The sequence below is a fragment of the Polynucleobacter sp. 35-46-11 genome (assembly GCF_002281105.1).
This window is the reverse complement of record NZ_NCFJ01000044.1, coordinates 1-15,665: the sequence shown is the minus strand read 5'-3', so window position 1 is coordinate 15,665 and position 15,665 is coordinate 1. Positions and strand designations below refer to the sequence as shown.

The 15,665-nt window shown below is 44.8% G+C and carries 19 protein-coding genes; 5 read left to right on the top strand and 14 right to left on the bottom strand.

Annotated elements, in window-relative coordinates; translation table 11 throughout:
* The first annotated feature begins 21 nt into the window (after positions 1-21).
* Together B7Y67_RS05600 and B7Y67_RS05595 are read left to right on the top strand one after the other, a co-directional pair.
* A complete protein-coding gene (locus B7Y67_RS05600) occupies positions 22-846 on the top strand; it encodes a sulfite exporter TauE/SafE family protein (protein ID WP_293597774.1) in 825 nt (274 codons plus the stop codon).
* A gap of 59 nt (positions 847-905) precedes the next feature.
* On the top strand, positions 906-1,403 hold the full coding sequence (locus tag B7Y67_RS05595; RefSeq protein ID WP_293597773.1) for a hypothetical protein: 498 nt from the start codon (positions 906-908) through the stop codon (positions 1,401-1,403).
* 89 nt (positions 1,404-1,492) lie between these two features.
* Here B7Y67_RS05595 and B7Y67_RS05590 read toward each other — a convergent pair whose 3' ends face one another.
* From B7Y67_RS05590 to B7Y67_RS05565, 6 genes are all read right to left on the bottom strand, one after another.
* Positions 1,493-2,221, bottom strand: coding sequence for an ABC transporter ATP-binding protein (locus tag B7Y67_RS05590; protein ID WP_293597772.1), 729 nt, complete (start codon positions 2,219-2,221; stop codon positions 1,493-1,495).
* A gap of 31 nt (positions 2,222-2,252) precedes the next feature.
* Positions 2,253-4,181, bottom strand: coding sequence for an ATP-binding cassette domain-containing protein (locus B7Y67_RS05585; protein ID WP_293597771.1), 1,929 nt, complete (start codon positions 4,179-4,181; stop codon positions 2,253-2,255).
* Between the two features lie 2 nt (positions 4,182-4,183).
* Entirely contained in the window at positions 4,184-5,062 is an 879-nt protein-coding gene (locus B7Y67_RS05580; protein ID WP_293597770.1) for a branched-chain amino acid ABC transporter permease, read from the bottom strand.
* A gap of 149 nt (positions 5,063-5,211) precedes the next feature.
* Positions 5,212-6,390 (bottom strand): ABC transporter substrate-binding protein, encoded by a 1,179-nt coding sequence (locus B7Y67_RS05575; RefSeq protein ID WP_293597769.1) that lies wholly within the window; start codon positions 6,388-6,390, stop codon positions 5,212-5,214.
* A gap of 145 nt (positions 6,391-6,535) precedes the next feature.
* Positions 6,536-7,420, bottom strand: a complete 885-nt coding sequence (locus B7Y67_RS05570; RefSeq protein ID WP_293597775.1) for an EamA family transporter — start codon at positions 7,418-7,420, stop codon at positions 6,536-6,538.
* Positions 7,421-7,457: 37 nt separating this feature from the next.
* Positions 7,458-9,101, bottom strand: coding sequence for a GMC family oxidoreductase (locus B7Y67_RS05565; protein ID WP_293597768.1), 1,644 nt, complete (start codon positions 9,099-9,101; stop codon positions 7,458-7,460).
* A gap of 113 nt (positions 9,102-9,214) precedes the next feature.
* On the opposite strand from B7Y67_RS05565, the gene yjgA reads away from it, so the two are divergent.
* On the top strand, positions 9,215-9,742 hold the full coding sequence (gene yjgA / locus B7Y67_RS05560) for a ribosome biogenesis factor YjgA (RefSeq protein ID WP_293597767.1): 528 nt from the start codon (positions 9,215-9,217) through the stop codon (positions 9,740-9,742).
* Between the two features lie 119 nt (positions 9,743-9,861).
* Here yjgA and B7Y67_RS05555 read toward each other — a convergent pair whose 3' ends face one another.
* Genes B7Y67_RS05555 through B7Y67_RS05545 form a run of 3 tightly spaced genes read right to left on the bottom strand, consistent with a single transcriptional unit; the run spans position 9,862 to position 11,783 of the window.
* Entirely contained in the window at positions 9,862-10,986 is a 1,125-nt protein-coding gene (locus B7Y67_RS05555; protein ID WP_293597766.1) for an acyltransferase, read from the bottom strand.
* Between the two features lie 8 nt (positions 10,987-10,994).
* Complete coding sequence (locus B7Y67_RS05550) at positions 10,995-11,174, bottom strand: hypothetical protein (protein ID WP_293597765.1); 180 nt, start codon at positions 11,172-11,174, stop codon at positions 10,995-10,997.
* A 30-nt stretch (positions 11,175-11,204) separates the two neighbouring features.
* Entirely contained in the window at positions 11,205-11,783 is a 579-nt protein-coding gene (locus B7Y67_RS05545) for an HdeD family acid-resistance protein (RefSeq protein ID WP_293597764.1), read from the bottom strand.
* Positions 11,784-11,967: 184 nt separating this feature from the next.
* Here B7Y67_RS05545 and B7Y67_RS05540 point away from each other — a divergent pair, with 184 nt between their 5' ends.
* Both B7Y67_RS05540 and B7Y67_RS05535 read left to right on the top strand, forming a co-directional pair.
* Complete coding sequence (locus B7Y67_RS05540) at positions 11,968-12,195, top strand: hypothetical protein (RefSeq protein ID WP_293597763.1); 228 nt, start codon at positions 11,968-11,970, stop codon at positions 12,193-12,195.
* 41 nt (positions 12,196-12,236) lie between these two features.
* Positions 12,237-12,608 carry a hypothetical protein gene (locus tag B7Y67_RS05535; RefSeq protein ID WP_293597762.1) on the top strand — a complete coding sequence of 124 codons (372 nt, stop codon included), beginning with the start codon at positions 12,237-12,239 and terminating at the stop codon, positions 12,606-12,608.
* Between the two features lie 81 nt (positions 12,609-12,689).
* Here the strand turns inward: B7Y67_RS05535 and B7Y67_RS05530 are convergent, their stop codons facing one another.
* The 5 genes from B7Y67_RS05530 to B7Y67_RS05510 form a co-directional block, all read right to left on the bottom strand.
* Positions 12,690-13,442 (bottom strand): nucleotidyl transferase AbiEii/AbiGii toxin family protein, encoded by a 753-nt coding sequence (locus B7Y67_RS05530; protein WP_293597761.1) that lies wholly within the window; start codon positions 13,440-13,442, stop codon positions 12,690-12,692.
* The gene (locus tag B7Y67_RS05525; RefSeq protein WP_293597760.1) at positions 13,435-13,893 is read right to left on the bottom strand and encodes a helix-turn-helix domain-containing protein; all 459 of its coding nucleotides are present in this window, start codon (positions 13,891-13,893) and stop codon (positions 13,435-13,437) included. The genes B7Y67_RS05530 and B7Y67_RS05525 overlap by 8 nt, the downstream gene beginning before the upstream one ends.
* Before the next feature lie 68 nt (positions 13,894-13,961).
* Positions 13,962-14,273: a hypothetical protein gene (locus B7Y67_RS05520; RefSeq protein WP_293597759.1), complete on the bottom strand. Its 312-nt coding sequence runs from the start codon at positions 14,271-14,273 to the stop codon at positions 13,962-13,964.
* Positions 14,274-14,521: 248 nt separating this feature from the next.
* The gene (locus B7Y67_RS05515; protein ID WP_293597758.1) at positions 14,522-15,229 is read right to left on the bottom strand and encodes an RES family NAD+ phosphorylase; all 708 of its coding nucleotides are present in this window, start codon (positions 15,227-15,229) and stop codon (positions 14,522-14,524) included.
* The gene (locus B7Y67_RS05510) at positions 15,189-15,566 is read right to left on the bottom strand and encodes an MbcA/ParS/Xre antitoxin family protein (RefSeq protein ID WP_293597757.1); all 378 of its coding nucleotides are present in this window, start codon (positions 15,564-15,566) and stop codon (positions 15,189-15,191) included. Before B7Y67_RS05510 ends, B7Y67_RS05515 begins: the two co-directional genes overlap by 41 nt.
* Between the last annotated feature and the right edge of the window lie 99 nt (positions 15,567-15,665).

Sequence of the window (15,665 nt, the reverse complement as noted above, 5' to 3'; positions counted from 1 at the left end):
ATTAATCTAAAATAAATTGCAATGGACTACTCAACCCTGATCAGCCCCTCGCTAGGTATCCTAGTTGGCATCCTCATGGGCCTTACTGGCGCAGGTGGCGGGATTTTGTCTGTGCCGCTCTTAGTCTTCTTTTTGGGACTGCCCATTGCAGAGGCAGCACCAATTGCACTATGTGCAGTCGCCCTTGCTTCTAGCGTTGGCGCTATTCTGGGCCTCAATAACAAGATCTTGCGCTATAAAGCAGCGATTTTCATGGCGATCTTTGGCTTAATCCTCTCTCCTGTAGGGCTCTGGCTAGCACCGCAGATTCCGAATGCGCCCTTACAAATTCTATTTAGCTTGATCCTCCTGTATGTAGCAGTGCGCTTATTGCTGCAAGCGCGCAATGAGCTGAAAGGCATCCCAGAGGAAAATAGAAAACCCCCGCCTTGCTTAGTTAATCCTGCCATTGGAAAACTCCAGTGGACCGTGCCTTGTGCGCGCGCCCTCATGTTCGCTGGTAGCATTGCAGGCTTTTTATCCGGCCTGCTCGGTGTTGGCGGTGGCTTTATCATCGTGCCAGCACTCAAACGCTATACCAACTTGCCAGTGAAATCCATCGTCGCCACCTCTCTTGGAGTGCTAGCCATCATCACCGGTGGTGGAGCTATTTTCTCGGCGGTGAACGGTAGCTTAAATATCTTTCTTGCGGCGCCTTTTGCACTCGCCGCCTTAGGTGGATTATTGATTGGACTGCTTCTGGGGAAAAAATTGAGCGGTCCGCATACTCAACTCGTTTTCTCGATCTTCACCTTGGTGATTGCGATTAGCCTACTCATTAAAGGCATACTCATTTTAAATTCGTGAAACGCCCAACAGCTTCTTTTCTTCTCATTTTTTCTCTCGTGCTATTGGGAGTCCTACTCATGTCTCTTAAACCCAGCTCTCTTTTAAGCAGCTCAGTTAGCAGGATCTCCGGAACCGTTAGCAATCTCAATAATGAGCTCTTGGAATATGTAAATCCAGAAAAGCCCACTCACGATCACTCTTCGGTGTATTACCAGCGCTTCTTTATCTCGACATTTCATTTAAATAATCGCGCTATTGAAGCTAAATTTTCAACACCGATGGTGGTGAGCAATGGCGATGACATCATAGTCTCCGGCTATCAAAATGGAAATGGCTTTCAGGTGCTCGCATACACCAACAAAACTCAGCAAGTCAGTAAACATGAAAGCTGGATTGTTCTAGGCTTAGGGGCACTCTTCTTCATGGCTGTTGCCCTGGGACTTCTCAATTCAGAATTGGTGGCTGAGGGCGCTTTAGTTCCTAAGTTATTTCTGATTGGATTTGTGGGTGTTGCCTTCTATATGGGTTATCGCGCCCTGCTCATTCGCGAGGCGATCTCACTACTCCAGAACTAGTTAGGCAAATAACTCGATCGCGCCTCTCGCACCCCAATAGAAAAAGCCCTCTTTCAAGGGCTTTTTAACCAACACGCTCATGCTAAATCTTAGTGGCCACCAGCCCCACCTAAGTAAGCAGCTTTTACAGCAGGATCATGCATCAACTTATCTGCTGGGCCATGGGTTGCAATCTTACCGTTCTCAAGCACATATCCGTAGTCAGCAACGTTCAGGGCTGCGGCAGCGAACTGCTCCACCAATAACATTGTCACGCCTTGTGATTTGAGATTAGAAATAATCTTAAATACTTCCTCAACCAAAATTGGCGCTAGACCCATTGATGGCTCATCCAACAGAATGATCTCTGGGTTCAGCATCACAGCACGCGCCATCGCCAACATCTGTTGCTCACCACCTGACAAGGTTCCAGCTAATTGGTTACGACGCTCTTTTAAGCGCGGGAACATTTCTAGAGCACGCTCTAGATCATTCTTGATATCGCCTTTTGGGCGGCTACCTGTAAAGCGCGGAAATGCACCTAACAAGAGGTTGTCATTCACGGACATCGTCGTAAATACACGGCGACCCTCTGGACTATGCGCTAAACCAAGGCGGGCAATTTTATGAGAGTCGTAACCATCAATTTGCTCGCCAGCCAAGGTTACTTCACCAGCTGTAGGCTTAATCATGCCGGTAATAGCACGCATGGTAGTTGTTTTACCAGCGCCGTTTGAGCCGATCAAGGTAATGACTTGTCCCTTAGGAACATCAATATTGATGCCGTGCAGAACTTTTACTTTGCCGTAGCCTGCTTCAAGATTCTTAATAGATAACATGGTATTTACCGATTCAATATAGTTCTAGTGATTAAGTACCCAAGTAGGCATGAATCACCTTCTCGTCTGCCTGAACTTCAGCTGGTTTACCTTCTGCAATCTTCTGACCGAAGTCCAATACAGAAACGGTGTCGCACACTGACATCACCACATCCATATGATGCTCAATCAGGATGAAGGTAATACCGCTATCGCGGATCTTACGAATAATGCGCAAGAGTTCTTTAATGTCTGGAGCCGTCAAACCAGCAGCCGGCTCATCCAACAAGAGCAACTCTGGATCCAAGGCCAAGGCACGAGCGATCTCCAAGAGACGTTGCTTACCGTATGGCAAGTTACGCGCTTCTTCATTTGCCAGGTCATCGAGGCCAACGAACTTCAGAAGCGCCATTGCACGGGCATGCGCTTCAGCCTCTTCCTTCTTGTAACGCGGCAGATTCAATGCGATCTCGACCATGTTGGACTTGAAGGTGTGATGTAAACCAACCAAAATGTTTTGAATGGCAGTCATTTCACCGAAGAGCTGTACGTTCTGGAAGGTACGAGCGATACCCGAAAGTGCGATGTCTGATGAAGTACGACCAACTACGCTTTGACCAGCATAGAGAACGTTACCTGCTGTAGGCACGTAAATACCAGTCAACACGTTCATCATCGTGCTCTTACCGGAACCGTTAGGACCGATCAAGCCATGAATTGTGCCGCGCTTGATGCTCAGATCAACATTGTTCAATGCTTTCAAGCCACCAAACTGCATCAATACGGAATCGACTTTGAGGAGCTCAGCACCAGTATTTTGATCGCTAACCTTGCTGATAAAGCTAATGGAGTCGTCCACTGCTTCAACTTCCTCGCCACGAGTTGTTTTTGTCTTGCCAACGATAGACTGGTAGAAGCTCTTCGCAAAACCAACAATACCGTTTTGGAGGTAGTACACCACCAACAAAATCATGAAACCAAAAATACTCAAGCGCCAATCTGAAATGCTATTGAGCCAGAATGAGAATGCAGCCAAACCAACAACGCCAGTAATAGGAACTGCTACACGTCTTAGTGTAGTGACCTTCTTGGAAAGTGCCATTGCAGCACCAACCACTACTACGATTGCGATGATTGAGGCAACGATACGGAACAGGAAAATATCGTCCAGGAGCTTTGGCAGCAACACAATAATGGCTGCACCAATAACTGCGCCTAAGCGTGACTTGCGTCCACCCATGATGATGCCAAGTAAAAACAGAACAGCAAGTTCGTTGTTGTAGGTATTTGGCGAGATATATTGCTCAGAGTAGGCATATAAGCAACCAGCCAAACCAGCAAAACCAGCACTAATCACAAATGCAATCACCTTAAAGCGATATACGGATACACCCATACAATCACAAGCAATTGGGCTATCACGCAAAGCTTCGAAGGCGCGACCGATTTGAGATTTCACAAAGCGGTCAACCACGATCATAGAGATGATCAAAATGGCGGAAATCAACCAGAAATACTCTGCCTTGGTCATTGGAACGCCCATCAGCTCTGGCTTTGGAATCTTGATGCCCAATGGGCCTTCAGTCAACCAAGTCATCTCATTAATCAGAATCTGCGCGATCGTACCAAATGCCAAAGTCACCATTGCCAGATATGGACCGATCACCTTCAATGCTGGTAAAGCCAAGATGCCGCCAAAGATCGCAGTAACAATAATCGCTGCCGGGATATTGACCCAAATTGGCAACCCAAAGTGGAAGTACAAAACACCAGCGGTGTAGGAGCCAATTCCAAATAAGGCGGCGTGCCCTAAAGAAACCTGACCCACATAACCCACCACGATATCCAAACCAAACAACAGAATGGTGTAGATCAGAATCGTTTCAGCTAAGTGAATGTAATAGGGATTATGAATAAACAGGGGTAAAACAAATAACCCCGCAATCGCAATTAATAGAGGTAATAGAGACTTCAATTTCATCATTAAACTTTCTTAATTGCAGATTTACCAAAGAGGCCTGATGGTTTGTATGCCAGCACTAGCAAGAGCAAGATCAAACCTGGCACATCTTTATAGCCAGTAGAGATATAAAAGCCAGTAGCTGTTTCAACGATTCCCAGAATCAAACCACCGACAATAATTCCCATACCGCTTGAGAGGCCACCAATAATCGCCACCGCGAAAGCCTTTAAACCCAGGGCACCACCCATAGCTGCACCAGTCAATGTCAGAGGTGCAATCAATACACCGGCAAAGGCTGCAGTTAATGAAGATAGCGCATACGAGAATGTAATTACCAGGCTGGTATTGATGCCCATCAAACCTGCTGCGTCGCGATCGTTTGCTGTAGCAACCACCGCTTTGCCGTAAATTGTTTTACGGTTAAAAAATTCTACTAACAACATCATGACTAGTGCACCTACTACTACCAGGATTTCCATTGGCAAAATGTTTGCCCCGAGAAATTCCATTGGCTCCATAGGTAGCGGCGATGGAAATGGCAATGCATCACGACCCCAGATATTTTCAGCTACGTTCTTAAAAATAATTCCGAGTGCGATCGTAGACATAATCCAGCCAAACTCAGACTTAATCTTGATAGCTGGACGCACACCGATAAGTTCAACAAAGCCACCCTGCAGCATTCCAAACAAGCAAACTACGGGAATCATGATCCAATAATTCATGCCAAAGGTATCTACGCAGGTCAGGCCGACTAAAGCGCCCAACATCAAGGCTTCACCTTGACCGAAGTTCAATGTGCCTGAAGTGGCAAAAGTTAGTTGGAAACCGAAAGCGATCACCGCATAGATCATCCCCACAGCGATACCGCTTGAGAGGATTTGTGCAAACATGTCCATTTTTATTGGCCTAAAAGAAAATACTTAAAACTGTTTTATTAACAAAGTCGTAATTGTAAGCAAAACGCCGCTTTTTGGGCGGCGCTTTGAACTAGCAAATGTTGCAGTGCAAAATAAATCAGGTTTTGCACTGCTGATTTGAACTCAAATTACTTCTTCTTAGCATCCTCTGCATGCATGAACTCAACACGGCCGTTTTCAACAACGCCCATGACTACGTCTTTAGCCTTGATTGCTTCGTGATCTGTCTTGCTAAATGGCTTGTTGTATGTCATCACAACACCGTCAACTGGCGTATTCAAGTTCTCCAAAGCACCTAAAATCTTTGGTCCTTCTGTGCTATTAGCTTGCTTGATAGCAGCGGCCAAGAGGTATACAGAGTCGTAACCTTGGGCTGCTGATACTGGAGAAGCAATGATGCCGTTCTTTGGCTTGAAATCCTTCAGGTATGCATCTACGAAAGCTTTACGCTTTGGTGTAGTTGCAGGGTTCTGAATGAAAGTCTCTGGCATTGTTGCGCCGTTACCATTCTTACCAGCCGTATCAATAAAGCTAGCCATAGACAATGTCCATGAACCGATCATTGGCTTCTTCCAACCCAACTTCGCCATACCGTTAGCAATTTGTGCCAACTCAGGTCCAATTGCGTAAGTCAAAACAACATCTGCACCAGCATTTTTTGCCTTGAGCAATTGTGAAGTCATATCGACGTCGCCAATGTTGAACTTCTCAGTAGCTACTGGAGTTACGCCATAGCCCTTCAATGCTTTTTCTAAGTCCTCACGACCCAACTGACCGTAGTTTGTAGAGTCAGCCAAGATAGCTACTTTCTTCAGACCACGCTTCTCAACCGCTTCTTTAGCGATCATTGGAGCTTGAATATTGTCAGCAGCAGCGTTACGGAAAATATAGTTCTCAGCAGCGTTAGGGAACTGCTTAGTAACGATCGTGCCGGTTGCCACGTTGTTCATCACTGGAATCTTTGCATCTTGGTAGAAGCGCTGAGCAGCCAATGAAACACCAGTATTAATAAAGCCCAAAGTAGCAACTACTTTTTCGTTGTTAATCAACTCTTGAGCAATTTGTACGCCACGCTCATTTTTTGCTTCGTCATCACGTTCAACTAAAACGATTTTGTTGCCGTTAATACCGCCAGCAGCATTGATTTCTTTTGCAGCTAAGCGCACACCATCACGCATACTCACACCCATAGAGGCAGAGCCGCCAGTGAATGGACCTGAAACGCCCAATTTGATATCGGCAGCGTAAGCGCCGGTTGTGAACATTGCTGCAGCAGCTACAGCAAAAATTTGACGACGAATATTCATAAAGTCTCCATGACTAAAAATACTAATTAAATAAAATCTTTTTTAAGTACAACCTAAAACGAATAGCCATCTTACTGTCAATCTTGGGGCAAAAAAAGAGCTTTGTATTAGGGTTTTACATTAGCCACTAGCAATAAAAGTCGTTTTAAAAAAACTTACGACTTTGTTCTCGTAATGTAGGCCAGAAAAGATTGACCACCAAACCGGCAATAACCAAACTTGCGGCCTCGACTTTCCAAGCTGGCAAAGCCTCACCCAAAAAGAAGGCAGATGCCCCTATGCCAAAGATGGGTACTAGCAAGGGTGCGGGAGCCACTACAGCTGCTGGATGCTTCGAGAGGAGCCAGCCCCAAGCTGCATATCCAAATAGGGTGTTCGCCCAGGACTGCCAAAGTACACCGACCCAAGCTCCCATAGGGGCTGCCAGGGTTATTTCCCATAAATGACTGGCACCGCCCTCAAAGATGAGTGCAACAAGTAGTAATGGAGGTATAGAGAATGCGCTTGCCCAAATAACATAAGACAGCATATTGATGGCACCTGCCCTGCGGCTTACTGTATTAGCAACACCCCAGGAGAAACCGGCAAATACCACTAAGGCCAAACCCAAGAAAGTGGTTGTGGCATCAGTATGCAGCGCAATAATTCCAAGGCCAATCATGGCAATTGCAACTGCAACTGCTTGATAAGACTTGAGCCCCTCTTTAGCAAAGAGCATTGCAAAACCAATCGTAAAGAAAACTTGCGTCTGAACTACCAATGAAGCCAAGCCTGGTGAAATCTGACTATTGACTGCGTAATACATCACCCCAAACTGCCCTACCCCAGTTGCCAAACCATAAATACACAAATTAACCCACGACACTTTGGGTCTGCGTAGAAAAAATACAAAAGGCAACAAAACAAAGATGTAGCGTAATGCAGCAAAGTAAAACGGTGGGAAAGAAGCCAGACTATTTTTAATAACTACAAAGTTAGTGCCCCATACCGCCACAATTCCTAAAGCCAGAAGTAAATGACTGACTGGCAATTGATTGTGCGACTGATGATCGCGCAGAGCTTGTGAACTATTCACCAGTCAGTAATTCAGCGGCGCGTTGCGCAATCATCATCGTAGGTGCCGCAGTATTGCCAGAAGTAATTGTTGGCATCGCAGAGGCATCAACCACCCTCAGATGATGAATACCCCGAACTCGTAATTTTGAATCCAGCACTGCCATCGGATCATCATCGCGCCCCATCTTGCAGGTGCCTACTGGATGAAAAATCGTTGTACCAATATCTCCAGCAGCTTTGACGAGTTCTTCATCACTTTGATATTGCTTACCTGGCTTGTACTCATCTGGCGTGTATGGCTTGAGCGCTGGGCTTTCCACAATCTTGCGTGTGAGACGCAATGAGTCGGCGGCCACTTTGCGATCTTCATCGGTCGATAAATAATTGGGTGCAATCACTGGGGGCACTTCTGGATCGATCGAGCTGATATGCACACTACCGCGAGATGTTGGTCGCAAGTTACAAACGCTCGCGGTAATCGCATTAAAAGAATGCAAATCTTCACCAAACTTTTCTAGTGATAATGGTTGCACGTGATATTCCACATTGGCCGATGGCTGCTCAGGTGAGCTGTATGCAAAAGCACCTAGCTGCGATGGTGCCATCGACATCGGGCCAGAGCGCTTAAACACATACTCCATACCAATTAACAGCTTGCCAAGCAAAGAGTTCGCTTTGGTATTGAGAGTCTTAATGCCATTGACCTTGTAGATCATGCGCAATTGTAAATGGTCTTGTAAGTTTTCTCCTACGCCTGGTAAATCTGCGATGACGGGGATGCCCAGCTTATTGAGATGCGCAGCTGATCCAACACCCGAGCGTTCTAGAACCTGCACGCTGCCAATGGCACCTGCACTCAGAATCACTTCGCCTTGATTGGCAGCACCAGAAGCGGTGCAATGCACATCGATGGTTTTGCCATCCTTAATGTATTGAACTCCGTAGCAATCTTTGCTATTCGAATCAATCAATAATGTATTGACCATCGCTTCAGTAACTACCGTGAGGTTGGATCGCTTGGCAGCATCACGCAAAAATGCTTTGGATGTATTGAGGCGCCAACCTTTGCGCTGACTCACATCAAAATAACCCACTCCAAAGTTATCACCTTGGTTAAAATCATCTGATGATGGGATGCCTGCTTGTACGGCTGCCTCCCTAAAGATATCCATGATGGGCCAACGCAAGCGCTGTTTAGAAACCGTCCATTCACCGCCTTTGCTATGCCACTGATTAGCAGCGCCGTGATAATCCTCAAACGATTTATAGCGACGCAATGCGTTTTCCCAGGACCACGAATCATCGCCAGTTGCAGTCACCCAGGAGTCATAGTCACCCGTCTGACCACGCATATAGATCATGCCGTTGATAGAAGAGCAGCCACCTAAAACTCTACCGCGCGGATATAGCAGTGAGCGTCCGTTTAGACCTTTTTCAGCAGCGGTCTTAAAGCGCCAGTCTGCCCTTGGATTGTCAATGCAATATAAATAGCCAACTGGCACATGTATCCAAATGTAGTTGTCGTTCTTGCCAGCCTCAATCAACAGCACCCGTTTGGCAGGATTCTCAGTTAGGCGCTTAGCCAGCATGCAACCTGCGCTGCCTGCGCCAATGATGATGTAGTCGTATGCGTCTTGATGACTTGTTGTACTCATGTGTCCACTCTTATAGATGCCAATTTTTAAACTCTATTATTTACCAAATCTTGCAATACGAAGAAATTGAGCAATTCGGCAAAAAATGGCAAATACCCGTCTAAAATGGACCTATGCATGTCAATGAAAAGAACCGCACCCCCAAGAAAGAAGATCTTGATGAGGGCCCAAGTAAATCCGAGCTAAAGCGCCAGATGACTGAGCGCCAAAAACTGGCTGAGGTTCTGGCAGCGCTTAGTAGCGATGCCTTAAAGACTATTTCCCTAGATGAGGCCATTAAGGCTGCTATTGCAGAAACCAACAAGATCAAAAGCTTTGAAGCCATACGTCGCCACAAGCAATACCTTGGCAAGCTCATGCGCTTTTTAGATGAAGAGGAGCTTGATGCGATTCAAAAGCGCTTGGATGCAATTCAGGGTGTTAGCAAGGCAGAAACTGCAAAACTGCATCATCTAGAATCTTATCGTGATCGCTTGATTGCGAATGATGAAACCTTTACTAAGATGATTGAGCAATATCCCGATATGGATATTCAGAATATGCGCACACTCATCCGTAATGCCCGTAAAGAAAAAGAGGCCAATAAACCCCCTAAGGCTTATCGAGAAATCTTCCGCGTCTTAAAAGACATGGGCATTTAAAATCCTGAGACATACTAAGCTCTTCGGGGGCTAGTTTCTACTCTTCAGAAGATCCTAGGTGATTGATTTAATTAAAGCTTGTTGAATTTTTGACGCCACACAAAATGGCGAGATGCGTATTAAATCTTCAAGTTCGCCGAAGGCATTTCTACCCAGCGATACATATAGTTGGCGGTAATAGCACTGCACACCACAACCCCCAGCATTAAGCTAATTGCAATTAGACCGCTCTCTTGAGCATGCACTCCAGAAGCAATGTAAAGCGTATTCGCTAGCAAAATAAAGGCAAAGTGAATCAAGAAAGCACAGTAAGAGCGCGGGCTCGCCCAAACAATAGTGCGCAATAGAAATGCTTTTGCTTTTGAGCTTGTTACACCCAGACTTGGATAGCTAGAGTTGCCCCATACGAATAAAAGCAAAGCCACAAACCAAGCCAAGAAGTTGCGTAACCACACGTCATGCAATGTGGAGATCGCAATAATCACCCCAATAGCAATGAGTGCAAACTTAGCTAAGCCTTGAAGCTTCTGATTGGCAAAGTTCTTGGCAAGATAAGCCAATACACCAAGGCTGTATGAGCCAATAAAGTAAATAAAGTAGGCCTCGTATTGATTGGAGCGATTGAAGTACAGCAAAGAAGCAGTCGCCATAATGCTGATGAACCAAATCAAAGCTTGGTAAGAAGAAAAAGTCATCAGCAATACCGCTAGTACTGAATACAACTGCCAATCAATCGCCACATACCAAACACCAGCAGAAATAGAATCAAGCCCCAATATGCCTTGCAAGAAAAAAAGATGCGCCAGGAACTGACTGAGCATTTCTTGCTCCCCAACGAACTCATCATTGACCCAAAAGCGCGCAATCCAAGCACACAGAATAGTAAAAATCAAAGCAGCAATATAAGGCGCAAACAGGCGTAAATAGCGATTGATGATGACGCGCAATAAATTCTGGCTACTGAATTTCGCATTGGCAAATCGTGTGAGTGACTGGGTTGCGAGATAGCCTGCCATGACTAAAAAGATTTGTACTCCATAGCGACCATACTCAAATAAGAAATTCATCACACCCGGCAAGAATGCTCGCGCATCTTCTGCAATCTGACCATAACTCGATAGGTGATGCAGAATGATCAATAGCGCTGCAAAGACCTTGAGAAGGTCTATCAAGAAAATGGGCTGGGCGTGCTTCAAAACAGAGATGGGGCGGGACTCAAACCAAACAATTAAACAATTAAACAATTAAACAATTATTTGGATTTTGTCTTACCCATCAAAGAAGTGAGCATGGGATTACTACTAGCAAGCTCTTTTTTTGTTTTTGCAATACGTTCTGCAGCGCCAGGCTTTGGCGTCTTAGCAGCATTTTTCATGCGCTGTGCCGTGGTCAAAGCTAAGTTCTTATAGAGATCTGTTTTTTTCATTGTCATCGTGATTAAGCTCCTAAATGGATCCCGGGATTACTTTGTCAATGAACGTGCAGCCAGGCCCAAGAAAAGCAATGACCAGCCTTGTAAGAGTAGTTCGATTGCGATGAGTAGGCCAGGTAACCACAAACTACTTTCTGGGTAGCCATTCATGATGAGAACACCCATCAAGATAGAAATCGCAGAAGACAATACCAACCAGAACCATTCACGGAAATGACGGTGCTGAAATGCGGAGATCAAACGTAGAAAGCCGGTCACAAAAAAGATGGCGGCAAGCCAGAGGGTAATAGCCTCTAGAGCAGGAATTGGAAAGGCCCAAGTGTAGATGCCAGTTGCGATATACAAAACCGCTAAAACTATTTGAATGCCGACACTCTTCCAGCCAGTGGATTTGAGGGCATGCGCAAATTGCACTGCGCCACCAAAAATCAAGAATGCACCCAGCACATTAATAGTGACAAATGAAAACAATGTCTGGCCAGCAACGCCAATCATCCCTAAGGCAATAAACACAATTCCCATGCCAATGAGTGCGCCAGGCACTTTTGCAGCTGCGCCCAGAACTGCAGCGCGGATTTCTTTAATTTGCGTCAGGGATAAATCAGTCATTTGCAGGCTTTCGAAGAAAATTAGTTATTAAAAACTCTAGTACGCCTATTATCTCAGGGTTTTAGAGCATCAATAAGGCTAATCAAGTCCTTAAACGCACTGCTTGGCCTGGAAAAACGGGTATTCTTACTTCTTTTATATGGCCAGTTAACTCGCCACCAGCATAAGAAAGTATTCAATTTAGATGGACACTACATTAACCGTTGTGCTCGGCATTGTTGCCATGTTGTTACCTCTAGTCGTAGGTCGACTGGTCTGGAAGCGTTTTGACCAGTACTTTGGTCGCAACGATGAAGCCTATATGGATAGCTTGGAATACTTCCTTAAAAAGATTGGTTTCACTATTTTGATTGCCTTCATCCTATTGTGGCTTGGTATCAGCTTGGTTTTCAGTGGCAGTCCTAATTATTAAGAGTAGCTAAGAGAATAAAAAACTAGGAATTCGCCACCATCATGAATGATCAACTCCTCACGATTCTCAAGAAAGCAAAACTCAACTTTGCAGTACTGGGGAGCATTTTGGTGCTCGCGATTGTTGGTAAGTTAACCAATCCTGAGTTCACCAACGGGATCTTCTTAATGGCGGATCAACTGGTTTCAGAACTCATTCTGCTATTTGTTGCCATAACCTTGGGTGCATTTATCCCGAACTTCAAGCTAGTGGTACTAGGCGCAATCGCTGCCTTCGTGGCCGCAGCTGTTGCCATTCAAACAGGTGTGTTTACTTATCTGACAATTGACTACCTGTTTGCCGTGTTGATAGTAGTTCTAGGCTTTGCATCGATTGCTAATTTGTATAGGCATTACAGAGAATTTCAGTTTTAAGGCTGGCCTTACTTATCCTTAAGATAATCCAATACAGGATTTATCTCAGGCAAATCTTGCTCCATGAATGAATTAAGCTTTTTATCTGATATCACCTGAATTGACACGTTTTTTACCTTCATCAACCATATTAGTAGACGTTATCGTTCTTAGGTTCTCTAGGTTTTGCCAAAGCACGGCTCTTGGCACTGAAATCCTCATTGCTGTAATGCAACCATCCAGCAAGCCCTCTTTTGTAAGCAGCCGATCAATTGCTTTTTTTAGACTGATAAGAACACTATCGCCATAAGCAGCCCTTGCTTTTTCAGTCGCTTGATGCAGTTCTTTTTTATGTACTTTCATCATCGCTAGATCAATTACATCTCGGCTAAAGACGCTATCGTCACTCCATCGGTCTGCATTCGCCAAAAGCTTGCTAGCCACCAAATCTACTCTTGATAGAGTGGCAATATCTCCAACGCAGTCCTTGTCTTTAGGGGCATCAAAGGCAATACGCCCTTCTGAGATAATTTCAAACTTAATATTGACTTCCCCAACACGTAGCATGGCTCGAATACCGTATTGATCTGTGCGAATGTCACGAGCTAAAACCAATTCTCTACCACTTTTTGTAATGGCTGCAATTCCCTCTGGCCCCGTTAGCAATTCCCGTAGAGCTCGATAACCTATGAGATCCGAAACTAAAAAATCAATATCTACCGATTCTCGATACTCTCCATTCATTAAAGCAATTGCAGTTCCACCACCAAAATAACAGGCATGATCTTTAAGGGCTTGAGCATCCAGTCTTTGAAGAACCTCGAAAATTTTTTGATGATGCTCGCGCTTAAACAAGTAAATTCTCCATTCCTTTTTCCGCAATCAATCTTTGCATTAGAGCTCGTTCATGACTATCGATTTGCTGCATATCTAAGAAGCGTTTATTGCGCTCATAAATTCCCCTAGCCTGCTCATCAGTAATAAGTGTGTTGACGTCTAACTGCCAGGACAAAGCTGTCAGCTGCGGGTAATCGCCAATCCGAATATGCGGATCTTCAAGTACCAATGAATTTGTTGGCTGCCCCTCATCTCCAGTCAAGATCCCCAAATGGAGCCCAAGCGCATTGCAAACCTGCAAATACGCCCCCAAGCTAACAGAGGTTTCACCCTTTTCAATTCGATGCAAAGTCACCCGTGAAATCCCCGCTGACCTAGCTGCAGACTGAGCGCGTACACCTAATGCCTTCCTTTGGGAGGCAATCTTTGCACCTAAATCAAGCTGCTGAGTTAGCAATGAATTGTTCATAATGTTTCTTATTATATACAAATTATGTATTTTGTAAACTTTAAGAAACATTAAATAAGGCATTACCGCTAAGTGTAATTAGCATCATGCCGATGGGATACCCCAAAGACTGGATCAAATTCTGGATCTCTAACCCACTTGCTTATTTGTCGGTTATTCCGGGTACGTAGTCGATGGTCGTATACCTTGCGATACCAGCGCGGCGCAGTACCGCTTATCGTCATCTGACTGTCAGAGTGATAGCGTGCAATCGCTTTTCGACCCAATACAGATCGTGGATCATGACGCGGAGATCGGACTCCTGGAATATGGGATTTCCAGTCGATTAAGACCCACTCATAGTCATGCTGCTGATTCTTTCTTCTAAATGTACGTGACATAACAAACTCCTTTTGATAGTTACGTCATGTCGATCTCCTTAATAGAATTAGTGACCAAGACTCAAGCGATGTGAGTAAATAAAAAAATTGCTGCAATTCATGATGAGACAGTACAGAGCCCATGCACGATGAAAAAATAATTTTGTATTGAAAATTTTAACGAAGCAAAAAAACCATCTTTAGTACATGGTTTGATTTAGTCAAGAAGGTATATTTGATAAACCTAAAAAATTAGACTATTAATTACTTTAGTTAAATTTGTAACTATAAGATTCTTGCTGACTTATCAGTTGAACCGACTTTTGAGTGACCGATAAAAACCAAACCCTTTTATCTATTTGTGGCTTAATATCCTCAAAGACATCGGGGTTCAATATGGCAACACACCAAGCTGGATTCTCATCTCGCACAGACTCATAGATGATTGCTTGAACATCAGTCTTTCGCACCACTCTAGCTATCTCTTGGGTCTCGAGATAGCGATCCGGAATAGTCCAGAGTGCCTCGCCCTGGGCAAAAGGTGAGCGCCTTAGATCTACAACTTGGCATGATGGTTCACAGCAAAAAACAGTGTGTGCAACAGGGCCTAGATAGCTCAGACCTAATGAATCCTTTAAAAAACGCCAGCGCCAATATCCCAATTCCGCGCCAGCAGTTCGAATAGATTCTGCCCCATAAAAAACTCCTGGGTCTATTTCAGAACGAAATCTTGAGCCCCCTCTTTTAGGATGGTAGCGAAATGGGGTTGCAAGTAAATAATCTAAGTTTGATGTGCCAGGCCTCATCATTGGCTTGCTACCCTCAAGCAATACTTCTAGGGTGTGCTGCTCATGTAAGTCGTCAACCAACTTCATTGTTGATGCAACATGCTGCGCCTCAACAATTCGCCAAACCTTCTCCCTCCAAGGAAAAGCTTCAGACGATACCGCGTGAGGAGTCCAAGTATTGAACGACACGTACCAATCCCTCCGTTGTTTGTATTAAGGTGATGGGCTTTGAATGAAGGCCGAGGTTTTCACTGATGAGCCACTGATGGGCAATCTGATCATCACTCACGATAGAGTCAAGTGATCGATATAAACGTACGAATAAGAGTGAAAAATCCCATTCTTTCCCCCCTTCCTTTAATTGATACGTCCCCTGATATAGACGCGTAATCGTAGGGGGGCTCAGACCAAGGACTTTTGACAATAAAGCATGAGAAATCTTCAATTTATCTGCAGCTCGAATAACTGCCTTCCCCAACACGCTGGCGGAACTTGGAATTGGCCTCATTTGATGCGCTAATGTCATGATTTAGGATCAATGAATTTCATAAGAAATATTATTACATAAATATTTCTTATGAAATTACCATTCACCTCATCAAGGTCATGGCCAGCAAATGCCAAT

Excerpts from the sequence above, each read along its gene's own strand:
- B7Y67_RS05535 (WP_293597762.1), top strand. The coding sequence starts at position 12,237 with ATGAATGATCAACTCCTCACGATTCTCAAGAAAGCAAAACTCAACTTT.
- yjgA (WP_293597767.1), top strand. The coding sequence starts at position 9,215 with ATGCATGTCAATGAAAAGAACCGCACCCCCAAGAAAGAAGATCTTGAT.
- B7Y67_RS05585 (WP_293597771.1), bottom strand. The coding sequence starts at position 4,181 with ATGAAATTGAAGTCTCTATTACCTCTATTAATTGCGATTGCGGGGTTA.
- B7Y67_RS05525 (WP_293597760.1), bottom strand. The coding sequence starts at position 13,893 with ATGAACAATTCATTGCTAACTCAGCAGCTTGATTTAGGTGCAAAGATT.
- B7Y67_RS05520 (WP_293597759.1), bottom strand. The coding sequence starts at position 14,273 with ATGTCACGTACATTTAGAAGAAAGAATCAGCAGCATGACTATGAGTGG.
- B7Y67_RS05580 (WP_293597770.1), bottom strand. The coding sequence starts at position 5,062 with ATGGACATGTTTGCACAAATCCTCTCAAGCGGTATCGCTGTGGGGATG.
- B7Y67_RS05545 (WP_293597764.1), bottom strand. The coding sequence starts at position 11,783 with ATGACTGATTTATCCCTGACGCAAATTAAAGAAATCCGCGCTGCAGTT.
- B7Y67_RS05590 (WP_293597772.1), bottom strand. The coding sequence starts at position 2,221 with ATGTTATCTATTAAGAATCTTGAAGCAGGCTACGGCAAAGTAAAAGTT.
- B7Y67_RS05565 (WP_293597768.1), bottom strand. The coding sequence starts at position 9,101 with ATGAGTACAACAAGTCATCAAGACGCATACGACTACATCATCATTGGC.
- B7Y67_RS05510 (WP_293597757.1), bottom strand. The coding sequence starts at position 15,566 with ATGACATTAGCGCATCAAATGAGGCCAATTCCAAGTTCCGCCAGCGTG.
- B7Y67_RS05550 (WP_293597765.1), bottom strand. The coding sequence starts at position 11,174 with ATGACAATGAAAAAAACAGATCTCTATAAGAACTTAGCTTTGACCACG.
- B7Y67_RS05575 (WP_293597769.1), bottom strand. The coding sequence starts at position 6,390 with ATGAATATTCGTCGTCAAATTTTTGCTGTAGCTGCTGCAGCAATGTTC.
- B7Y67_RS05540 (WP_293597763.1), top strand. The coding sequence starts at position 11,968 with ATGGACACTACATTAACCGTTGTGCTCGGCATTGTTGCCATGTTGTTA.
- B7Y67_RS05600 (WP_293597774.1), top strand. The coding sequence starts at position 22 with ATGGACTACTCAACCCTGATCAGCCCCTCGCTAGGTATCCTAGTTGGC.
- B7Y67_RS05595 (WP_293597773.1), top strand. The coding sequence starts at position 906 with ATGTCTCTTAAACCCAGCTCTCTTTTAAGCAGCTCAGTTAGCAGGATC.